The 10,643-nt window shown below is 66.5% G+C and carries 7 protein-coding genes; 3 read left to right on the top strand and 4 right to left on the bottom strand.

Translation table 11 applies throughout. The annotated features are described in order from the left end of the window. Nucleotides 1-187: 187 nt before the first annotated feature. Together ACFDR9_RS25255 and cqsA are read right to left on the bottom strand one after the other, a co-directional pair. Nucleotides 188-586 carry a group II truncated hemoglobin gene (locus tag ACFDR9_RS25255; protein ID WP_026133393.1) on the bottom strand — a complete coding sequence of 133 codons (399 nt, stop codon included), beginning with the start codon at nt 584-586 and terminating at the stop codon, nt 188-190. A 95-nt stretch (nt 587-681) separates the two neighbouring features. Next, on the bottom strand, nt 682-1,935 hold the full coding sequence (cqsA, locus tag ACFDR9_RS25260; protein WP_409032744.1) for an alpha-hydroxyketone-type quorum-sensing autoinducer synthase: 1,254 nt from the start codon (nt 1,933-1,935) through the stop codon (nt 682-684). Between the two features lie 183 nt (nt 1,936-2,118). Between cqsA and ACFDR9_RS25265 the strand changes: the two genes are divergently transcribed. After that, the gene (locus ACFDR9_RS25265; RefSeq protein WP_409032745.1) at nt 2,119-3,381 is read left to right on the top strand and encodes a sensor histidine kinase; all 1,263 of its coding nucleotides are present in this window, start codon (nt 2,119-2,121) and stop codon (nt 3,379-3,381) included. Between the two features lie 8 nt (nt 3,382-3,389). Beyond that, complete coding sequence (locus ACFDR9_RS25270) at nt 3,390-4,385, top strand: response regulator (protein WP_409032746.1); 996 nt, start codon at nt 3,390-3,392, stop codon at nt 4,383-4,385. A gap of 55 nt (nt 4,386-4,440) precedes the next feature. Here ACFDR9_RS25270 and ACFDR9_RS25275 read toward each other — a convergent pair whose 3' ends face one another. Both ACFDR9_RS25275 and ACFDR9_RS25280 read right to left on the bottom strand, forming a co-directional pair. After that, a complete protein-coding gene (locus ACFDR9_RS25275; RefSeq protein WP_409032747.1) occupies nt 4,441-6,975 on the bottom strand; it encodes an ABC transporter permease in 2,535 nt (844 codons plus the stop codon). Nucleotides 6,976-7,061: 86 nt separating this feature from the next. Continuing rightward, the gene (locus ACFDR9_RS25280; RefSeq protein ID WP_409032748.1) at nt 7,062-8,075 is read right to left on the bottom strand and encodes an adenosine deaminase; all 1,014 of its coding nucleotides are present in this window, start codon (nt 8,073-8,075) and stop codon (nt 7,062-7,064) included. 531 nt (nt 8,076-8,606) lie between these two features. Between ACFDR9_RS25280 and ACFDR9_RS25285 the strand changes: the two genes are divergently transcribed. Next, the gene (locus ACFDR9_RS25285) at nt 8,607-10,529 is read left to right on the top strand and encodes a PrkA family serine protein kinase (RefSeq protein ID WP_017878858.1); all 1,923 of its coding nucleotides are present in this window, start codon (nt 8,607-8,609) and stop codon (nt 10,527-10,529) included. Nucleotides 10,530-10,643: the final 114 nt, after the last annotated feature.

Below are 10,643 nucleotides of genomic sequence, written 5' to 3' on the forward strand. Positions count from 1 at the left end.
CCCCCCCCCCCCCCCCCCCCCCCCCCCCCCCCCCCCCCCCCCCCCCCCCCCCCCCCCCCCCCCCCCCCCCCCCCCCCCCCCCCCCCCCCGCCACCACAGCGCCGCCTGCAGCGCGACGCCGACCGCCACCAGCGCCAGCAGCGCGAAAAATTCGATTTGGGTCATGACTCAAAAAAGTAAAAGCACATCAGTCGGGTTTGTTGCGCATCCAATCGGCGGTCTGGAAGAACGACTCCATCAGGCGCAACCGCAGCGACTCCTCGATGCCGGCGTCCTGCATGGCCCAGGCCATGCAGCGCAACCACTGGTCGCGCTCGCTGGTGCCGATGGCGAACGGCATATGGCGGGCGCGCAGGCGCGGGTGGCCGAAACGCTCGACGAACAGGTCGGGGCCGCCCATCCAGCCGGTCAAAAACCAGAACAGCTTGTCGCGCGAGCCGTCGGTGGCGGGCGGATGCATGGCGCGGATGCCGGCGAACTCCGGCTCCAACTCCATCAAATCATAAAAGCGGTCCACCATCGCGCGCAGCGTGGACTCGCCGCCTATCGTTTGGTACAAGGAAATGGGTTCAGTCATAGCCGCCATCATAGCGCAAGCGCACTCGGGAGTCAGGTCGCGCCACGGCGCTGTCAACGCCCCCGGCTCGCTACACCGCTGGGCTTGTCGCGCGGGCGGGCGGCTTAGACTAGGGCCAGACCGCCCATGCGGCGCGTCGAGGACCAACTGCCGAGGTCGGTTTCGTCGCGGATCGCCGCGCACGCCGCCAGCAGTTGCGCGATGTCCGCCTCGCTCAGGCAGGCGTTCAGCGTCAGCCGCACCAGCGAGCGGTTTTTCGGCGTCGCCGGCGCGCAGAACATGGCGCCGTAGATGCCGTGCCGCTCCAGCGCCTTGCGCAGCGCCAGCGTGCGCGGCTCCGGCCCGGCTTCCAGCGCGATGATCTGCTCGCTGCCGTCGTCGACGTTGTAGCCCTGCGCGCGCAGGCCGGCGCGGATGCGCAGCGTATGCCGGCGCAGCGCCGCGCGGCGCTCGTCGGCGCCGCGGATGAAGTCGAGCGCGGCGTCGAACCACGCCAGTTCGTGCCCCAGCAGGCAGGAGCTGAAGATGGCCGGGCGCGACTCCGACAGGAAGTAGCCCTTGAAGCGGCTCGAGCAGGTGATGAAGCCGGCCCGCCCGGCGAACGCCTTGGCCAGCGAGGCGGTGCGGAAATGCACCCGCTCCGACAGCCCCGCCTGCGCCACCAGCCCGGCCCCCTGCGGCCCGTGCGTGCCCAGCGAGTGCGATTCGTCGACCACGACGATGCTGCCGCTGCGTTCGGCGATGTCGAGCAGCTCGAACAGCGGCGCCAGGCTGCCGTTGGTGCTGTAGAGCGCGTCGACGACGATCACGCCGCGGCCGTGCTTGCCCACCTGGCGCTGCAAATGCCCCATGTCGTTGTGCAGGAAGGCCACCGGCTGCGCCTGCGCCGATTGCACCCCCTCCCACAGCGAGGCGTGCGCCTGCATGTCGAGGTAGACCGGCACGCCCGGTCCGGCGATGCTTTGCAGCAGGCCGACGTTGGCGGCCCAGCCCGACTGCGCCAGCACGCCGTCCTCGGCGCCCATGAAGGCCGCCAGTTTTTGCTCGAGCCGGTGCTGCGGGCTGCCGCTTTGCAGGTACACCGCCGACATCAGCAGTTCGCCCTGGTTCGCCGCCATGCTGCGCATCTGCGCCTGCAACAGGCTCGGCTCCGCGCCCAGGCACAGGTAGTCGTTGCCGGCGAGGAAAATCGCCCCCGGCTGCGGCGGCTGCCAGGCGTGCGGATGCTCGCCCCCCAGCAGTTTTTCGATGCGCGTGACGTGGTGCTGGTCCATGCGGCGCTCGACGAAGTCGCCCAGGCAGTGCTCGGCGGCGGGTCGGCCCGAAATGGCGCTGGCGCCGGCGGTAGCGTATAACATTTTTTCCCCTTATTCTGATGATTGTGTGACCTAAGGCAAAACCTTGACGCCACTGGAAACCGGGGGCTTGATATATGTCAACTACAGTGCCGATAGTTTCCTATTCCACATCAATTCAATGGACTATGCGATATTGATAAAAGTCAAGCTGACGCCATGACCCGACGACGACCACAACGATGGATGCATTGGCAGCTTGGCCTGGTCCGTTCCCTGCTGGGGGCCAACGAATACGCCGCCACCCGCGTGGTGCTGCTGTGTTGGATCGGCGCCGTCGCGATTCCCGCCTGCTACGTGACGTGGCGCTATTTTTTACCGCAGACCTATGAAAACGTGGTGCTGCGCTGCATCGGCATCGGCCTGTGCCTGATCGGCCTGTTCGCGCGCCGCTTCAGCAAGCGCGAACTCGACATCTTCCTGCTGGTCGCGCTGAGCTACCTGATCCCCTTTTTCTTCACCTTCATGTTCTTGATGAACCACGCCTCGGCGGTCTGGACCCAGACGCTGCTGGTCGGCCTGGTCGTGCTGTTCCACTTCGACATGGCGCTGGCCGGCGTCGCCTACGCGGTCGGCACCGCGCTGGCCTGCGTCGGCGTGCTGATCGCCGGCGAGGGCGCGGTGCTGCTGAGCAAGCCGGTGCTGCAACAGTTGCCGATCCACTGCTTCACCATCGCCGTGCTGTCGGTAGCCAAGGTCGGGCGCAACGTGCTGGCGCAGGAAAAGCTGGCCGGACTGGGCGCCGGACTGGCCACCGTGGCGCACGAGTTGCGCACCCCGCTCACCAGCGTCGACGCCAACGCCCGCGGCTTGAACCGCTTGCTGCAGCAAGACCAGGTCAACAGCGACAGCGCCCACGAGGCGCTGACCCGGATCCAGTTCGAAGTGCGCCACATGAACCACATGATCGACCTGTTCCTGCTCAGCGCCAGCGCGGTCAACCGCAACCTGCAGCCGAACGAGGCGGTCTCGATGGCGGCGACGGTCGACTCGGTGATCAAGCGCTATCCCTTCGCCGGCCAGCTCCAGCAAAATTCGGTGGTGGTCGAGGTGCGCGGCAATTTCATGTTCGCCGGCCAGAGCGAGCTGGCCGTGGTGATCCTGCTGAACCTGCTGCGCAACGCGCTCAAGGCGGTGCAGCGCGCCGGCAAGGGCCGCGTGCGCATCATCATCGACGGCGCCCGCCGCACGCCGCGGCTGCTGTTTATCGACACCGGCTGCGGCATCGCGCCGCGCCACCTGCCCTTGATTTTCCAGCGCTTCTACTCGTATCCGGCGCACAACGGCACCGGCATCGGCCTGGCCCTGTGCAAGGAAATCGTCGAAGCCTGGCAGGCGCGCATCCGCTGCGTCTCGCGCGAGACGGCCTACGCGATCTTCGTGCTGGAATTCCCCCTGAACGCGCCGGCGCGCGCCCCCGGCCCCCCCGGCATCCCCGGCCTCCATTAAGGCGACGTATGCACCTGCCCGTCTACACCCACCCGAGCCTGACCGTGCTGATCGACGACAGCGACTCCTTCCTGCGCAGCCTGTCGTTCCAGCTCGACCCGGCGCTGGCCAGGAAGACCTTCCACGACACCACCGCCGCGCTGGGCTGGCTGCGCCAGAGCCCGCGCTGCGGCGCCTCGCCGATGCAGGTCAATTTCGACGCGCCCAACCTGCCGCCGGACTACTGCAACGTCGCCGTCGACATCGAGAGCATCTACCGCATCAGCGGCCACGCCGAGCGCTTTTCGGTGCCGTCGGTGCTGGTCATCGATTACTCGATGCCGCAGATGAACGGCATCGAGTTTTGCGAGGTGGTGCGCGATCTGCCGTGCAAAAAAATCCTATTTACCGGCGCGGCCGACGAAAAAATCGCCGTCACCGCCTTCAACCGCGGCCTGATCGACCGCTACATCAAGAAAAGCGAGGACGACGCGCTCGACACGCTGGAACTCGAAATCCGCGCGCTGCAAACCGCCTTCTTCGCCGAACAGTCGGAAACCCTGCGCGACGTGCTGCTGCTGCACAACTACCAGTTCCTCGGCGACCCGGCGCTGGCGGCCGTGGTCGGCACGCTGATCGCCCGGCACGGCTTTGTCGAGCACTACATCTTCCCGAACCCGACCGGCATCCTGTTCTTCGACCGCGACGGCAACGCCCGCCTGATGATCGTCGAGACCGAAAAGGGCATGCGCGCGCAGTACGAGATCGCCCGCGACAGCGACGCCCCGGCCTCGCTGCTGAGCGCCCTGCTGGAGCAGCGCGTGCTGCCGTTCTTTTCGGCCGCCGGCGGCGACGGCATGTACCACGCCGCCGTCGGCGACAACTGGTACCGCTACTGCTGCGCGCCGCAGGTCTGCCGCGGCGACGAGACCTATTTCTGGGCGCTGTTCGACCTGCCGGCGCACTACTTCGACCGGCCGGTGTTCCCCTACGCGCAGCACCTGCGCGAGCACGGCGGCGCGTGAGGCGGCGCCAACGCCAAAAAAAACCAGGGGCAAAGAGCCCCCGGCCCGCCGCCGCCTATCCTTCGCGCAGGGTTTGCAGCGGCGGTTGCTTGAGCACGTTGCGCAGGCCCAGCCAGCCGCCGGCGATGGCGCACAGCGCGCCCGTCACCAGCCCGGCCAGCCAGACGCCGGAACCGAAGCTCCATTCGAACTTGAACTGGTAGGTCGCCAGCGCCCAGCCCATCGCCGAGGCGCCGGCCGCCGCCAGCAGGCCGGCCAGCGCCCCCACCAGCATAAATTCGATCAGCTGCGCCTGCGACAACTGGCGCCGCGTCGCGCCCAGCGCGCGCAGCAGGCCGGCCTCGCGGGTGCGCTCGTCCTGCGACCCCATCAGCGCGGCGTACAACACCAGCACGCCGGCCGCCAGCGTGAACGAGAACAGGAACTCGACCGCCGTGACGACTTGTTCCAGCACCGCCTGCACCTGCTTGAGCACGCCGCCGACGTCGATTACCGTCAGGTTCGGATAGTCGCGCGTCAGGGCATTGCCCAGCGCCGCCTGGGCGCGCGGCAGGTGGAACGCGGTGATCCAGCTTTGCGGCGTGTCGGCCATCGCCGCCGGGTTGATGATGACGAAGAAGTTCACCTTCATCGACCCCCATTCGAGCTTGCGCAGGCTGGTCACGGCCGCCTCCACCGGCGTGCCGGCGATGTCGAAGCGCAGCTTGTCGCCCAGCTTCAGATTCAGCGTCTTGGCGATGCCCTCCTCGACCGAGGCCTCGGCCGGCGCGCCGGCGCGGTCGGCGAACCATCTGCCGGCGACGATCTTGTTCTGTTCCTGCATCTGCGCCATCGTCGACAGGTTGAATTCGCGCTCGGCCAGGTTCTTGGCGCGCTCCTCGGTGTACGTCGCCGGCGTGATGGCCGCGCCGTTCACCGCCACCAGGCGCCCGCGTATCATCGGGTACAGCGGCGCGTTGACGACGCCGGCGCCGGCCAGCCGGCGCGCGATCTCGGCCTTCTGCTCCGGCTGGATGTTGATGATGAAGCGGTTCGGCGCGTCCGCCGGGGTGGCGTTGCGCCAGGCCGTCATCAGGTCGCCGCGCACCACCGTCAGCAGCAGCAGGGCCATCAGGCCCAGCGCCAGCGACACCACCTGGACGATGGTGGCGCCGGGGCGGCGCTGCAGCGACGTCACGGCGAAGCGCCAGCTTTGATGGTTGACGGCGCCGCGCAGCGTCTTCAGCGACTTCAGGCCGAGCCAGGCCACCAGCGCGAACAGCGCGAAGCCGCCGAGGAAGCCGAGCGCGGTCAGCAGCGCCAGTTGCGCGTCGCCGGCCTGCCACAGCAGCAGCAGCACGAAGCTGCCCAGGCCCAGGCCGTAGGTGGCCAGGGCCAGCGGCTGCGGCGCCGCCTGCTCGCGGCGGATCACGCGGTTGTGCGGCACGTTGCGCAGTTGCAGAATCGGCGGCAGGGCGAAGCCGAGCAGCAGCAACATGCCGGTGGCCACGCCGTGCAGCGCCGGCAGCGCCGACACCGGCGGCAAGTCGCTTTGCACCAGCTTGCCCAGCAGTTCGAGCAACAGCAGGTGGCCGCCGAAGCCGACCGCCACGCCGACCACGCTGCCGGCCAGGCCGACCAGCGCGAATTCAATCAGGTACATCGCCGTCGCCTGGTTTTGCGTCAGGCCCAGGCAGCGCAGCATGGCGCAGGCGTCCAGGTGGCGCAGCATGAAGCGGCGCGCCGCCATCGCCACGGCCACCGCCGCCAGCAGCGCCGACAGCAGCCCGACCAGCGACAGGAAGCGGTCGGCCCGTTCCAGCGTCGACTGCATCTCCGGCCGGCCCGTTTCGAGCGAGTCGATGCGCACGCCCTTGAGCGCCGCGTCCTTGATCTGCGTCTCCAACCAGGCTTGGTACGCGGCCGCGGCGGCGCCCTGCCCGGCCGACGCCGACGCCAGCAGCAGCCGGTAGGTGACGCGCGCGCCCGGTTGCACCAGGCCGGTGGCGGCCAGTTCGCTCAAGGGCAGCATCACGCGCGGCGCGAAGTTGAGGAAGGCGGCGCCGCGGTCCGGTTCGCTGGCGATCAATTGGGCGATCGTGAAGCGCTTCTCGCCCAGCTGGATGGTGTCGCCGACGCGCGCCTTCAGGCCCGGCAGGATGCCGGCGTCGACCCACACCGTGCCCGGCGCCGGAATGGCCTCGGTGGCCGCGCCCTCGCCTTCGCCCGCCTGCTCGGGCGCGGTGCTGATTTTCAGCCGGCCGCGCAGCGGGTAGTGTTTCGAGACCGCCTTGATCGAGGCCAGTTGCGCCACCGATTGCTCGCCCTCGCCGGCCTGCGCCATGCTGGGGAAGACCACGGTTTGGGCGATGCGCAGCCCGCGCCGCTCGGCCTCGGCCAGCCAGGCCGGGTTCAGCGGGTTGTCGGCGTTGACCACCAGGTCGGCGCCCAGCAACTGGTGGGCGTCGCGGTTCAGGCCGGCGCGCAGCCGGTCGACGAAGAAACCCACCGCCGACAACGACGCGACGGCGACGATCAGCGCCACCAGCAGGAAGCGCAACTGGCCGGCGCGCCAGTCGCGCGCGGTCATTTTCAGGGAAAGGCTCAACATGGTGTGTTCCAGACGGCGCGGACGCAATGGGGGGGGAGGCAAAGCCGGCGGGCGGACGCGCCGCCGGCGCACGCGATTAAACGGCCTTAGACGGCGGCGGCGGCGAAAAAGGCGTCGACCTCGTCGAGGTAGGCTTGCTTGGCCGCGGCCGGCAGGAAGGCGGCGGTAAAGCCGTTGCGCGCCAGCGTGCGCGCGTGCGCCAGGCCGAGCGGCAGCGCCTCGAACACGGCCAGGAAGTTGGCGCTCATGTAGCCGCCGAAATAGGCCGGGTCGTCCGAGTTGACGGTGACCAGCAGGCCGGCGTCGAGCAGTTGCAGCAGATTGTGCTCGGCCATCGTGTCGAACACGCACAGCTTGGTGTTCGACAGCGGGCACACCGTCAGCGCGATCTGCTCGCGCGCCAGGCGCCGCGTCAGCGCGGCGTCCTCCAGGCAACGCACGCCATGGTCGATGCGCTCGACCTTGAGCACGTCGAGCGCGGTTTCAATGTAGGCCGGCGGCCCTTCCTCGCCGGCGTGGGCGACGACGTGGAAGCCCAGTTCGCGGCAGCGCGCGAACACCCGCGCGAACTTCTCCGGCGGGTTGCCGACCTCGGACGAGTCGAGGCCGATGCCGATGAACTTGTCGCGCTGCGGCAGCGCCGCTTCCAGCGTGGCGAAGGCGTCCTCTTCCGACAGGTGGCGCAGGAAGGACAGGATCAGCGTGGCGCTGACCGGGCTGTCCTGGCAGGCGCGGTGGATGCCGCCGATGACCGCTTCGATCGGCACGCCGCGCGCGGTGTGGGTTTGCGGGTCGAAGAAAATCTCGGCGTGGCGCACGTTGTCGGCTTGCGCCCGCGCCAGGTAGGCGCTGGTCATGTCGTAGAAATCCTGCTCTTTCAGCAGCACGCTTGCGCCCGCGTAATAGATGTCCAGAAACGACTGCAAGTCCTCGAAGGCGTAGGCCAGGCGCAGTTGCTCGACCGATTCATAGGCCAGCGCCACGGCGTTGCGCCGCGCCAGCGCAAAGATCAGTTCGGGCTCCAGCGAGCCCTCGATATGGATGTGTAGTTCGGCCTTCGGCATGCCTTGCAGCAGCGCGCGCAATGCGTCGTTCATCATGTGTTTTTTCCCTTCGATTCGCGGATACGTACGTCAATAGGCAGGCATCTTAGCGCAAGATCGGCGGCGCCACTTGCCGCCGCCGCGCTTTGCTGCGCCGCACCGTCGCGCGCCGGCGCGGCCAGCCCCTGCGCGGCGCTTGAGAAATGTCGTTTTATGGCGAATAAAATGGCAGAAAATCCACTCGAATTGCGCCAAATTTTTTAGATTTCCCCAATGAAATCAATAATTTACGATGGGGTATTAAGGATATTACGACATATCTTTTGACTTCCTGAACTAATAGAGCAATAATAAATTTCATAAGCGTAAGTTGCGTTATAAAGACATACAACAGGCCAGCCAGCGGTTCCAGCACGCGGCACCGTCATCAGCATTTCGGGTCCGGGCAAGCCGGACTTGGCACAGGCCGCCGGCGCACCATTACAACAGGGAATACGCGAACTTTTTTACCGATAAAAGGCCAGGCAGGGAGCGAGGCGCCCACTGCCGATAACAGTGACTAGCAGGTTTACATCAAAGGACATTCAAATGACCATTTTTGACAACTACGCAGCACGCTACGAGCGGACCCGGGAAGAGGAAATGTCTCTGACCGACTATCTGGCTCTGTGCAAAAAGGACAGGCTCACCTACGCCAGCGCGCCCGAGCGCATGCTCGCCGCGATCGGCGAACCGAGCCTGGTCGACACCCGCAACGACACCCGCCTGTCGCGCATCTTCGCCAACAAGATCATCAAGATCTATCCGGCCTTCCGCGAGTTCTACGGCACCGAGGAGGTCATCGAACAGGTGGTGTCCTATTTCCGCCACGCCGCCCAGGGCCTGGAGGAGCGCAAGCAGATCCTGTATCTGCTCGGTCCCGTCGGCGGCGGCAAATCGTCGATCGCCGAAAAGCTCAAGTCGCTGATGGAACACGTGCCCTTCTACTGCCTGAAGGGTTCGCCGGTGAACGAATCGCCGCTGGGCCTGTTCAACGAAGAGGAGGACGGCGTCATCATGGAGGAGGACTACGGCATCCCGCGCCGTTACCTGCGCAACATCCCGTCGCCGTGGGCGGTCAAGCGCCTGCACGAGTTCAACGGCGACATCAACCAGTTCCGCGTCGTCAAGCGCTACCCTTCCGTGCTCAAGCAAATCGCCATCTCGAAAACCGAGCCGGGCGACGAAAACAACCAGGACATCTCCTCGCTGGTGGGCAAGGTCGACATCCGCAAGCTGGAAGACTACGCCCAGGACGACCCGGACGCCTACAGCTATTCCGGCGGCCTGTGCCTGGCCAACCAGGGCTTGATGGAATTCGTCGAGATGTTCAAGGCGCCGATCAAGGTGCTGCATCCGCTGCTGACGGCCACCCAGGAGGGCAACTACAAGGGTACCGAGGGCTTCGGCGCGATCCCCTTCGACGGCATCATCCTGGCCCACTCGAACGAGTCGGAGTGGAAGACCTTCAAGAACAACCGCAACAACGAGGCTTTCCTCGACCGTATCTATATCGTCAAGGTGCCGTACTGCCTGCGCGTCAGCGACGAGATCAAGATCTACGACAAGCTGGTGGCCAACTCCTCGCTGCTGAAGGCCCCTTGCGCCCCCGGCACCTTGAAGATGATGGCGCAGTTCGCGATCCTGTCGCGCCTGAAGGACCCGGAAAATTCCAGCATCTTCAGCAAGATGCTGGTCTACGACGGCGAAAACCTGAAGGACACCGATCCGAAGGCCAAGTCGATGCACGAGTACGTCGACTACGCCGGCGTCGACGAGGGCATGAACGGGCTGTCGACGCGCTTCGCCTTCAAGATCCTGTCGAAGGTGTTCAACTTCGACACCACCGAGGTGGCGGCCAATCCGGTGCATCTGCTGTACGTGCTGGAGCAGCAGGTCGAGCGCGAGCAGTTCCCGCCCGAAACCGAGCAGCGCTATTTCTCCTACATCAAGGAGCACCTGGCGCAGCGCTACGTCGAGTTCATCGGCAAGGAGATCCAGACCGCCTACCTGGAGAGCTATTCCGAGTACGGCCAGAACATCTTCGACCGCTACGTCACCTTCGCCGACTTCTGGATCCAGGACCAGGAATACCGCGACCCGGACACCGGCGAGAGTTTCGACCGCGAATCGCTGAACAACGAACTGGAGAAAATCGAGAAACCGGCCGGTATTTCCAATCCGAAGGACTTCCGCAACGAGATCGTCAACTTCGGTCTGCGCGCGCGGGCGCACAACGGCGGCAAGAACCCGGCCTGGACCAGCTACGAGAAATTCCGCACCGTGATCGAGAAAAAGATGTTCTCGAACACCGAGGAATTGTTGCCGGTGATTTCCTTCAACGCCAAGGCCAGCGCCGACGACGCCAACAAGCACGCCGACTTCGTCGCCCGCATGGTCGAAAAAGGCTACACCGCCAAGCAGGTGCGGCTGTTGTGCGAATGGTATTTGCGCGTGAGGAAGTCTTCTTAAGCCGGCAGTGGGATAACCCGGTGGGGGGGGGGGGGGGGGGGGGGGGGGGGGGGGGGGGGGGGGGGGGGGGGGGGGGGGGGGGGGGGGGGGGGGGGGGGGGGGGGGGGGGGGGGG

This window comes from Janthinobacterium sp. CG_23.3, assembly GCF_046115965.1.
In the GTDB taxonomy this organism is placed as follows: domain Bacteria; phylum Pseudomonadota; class Gammaproteobacteria; order Burkholderiales; family Burkholderiaceae_D; genus Janthinobacterium.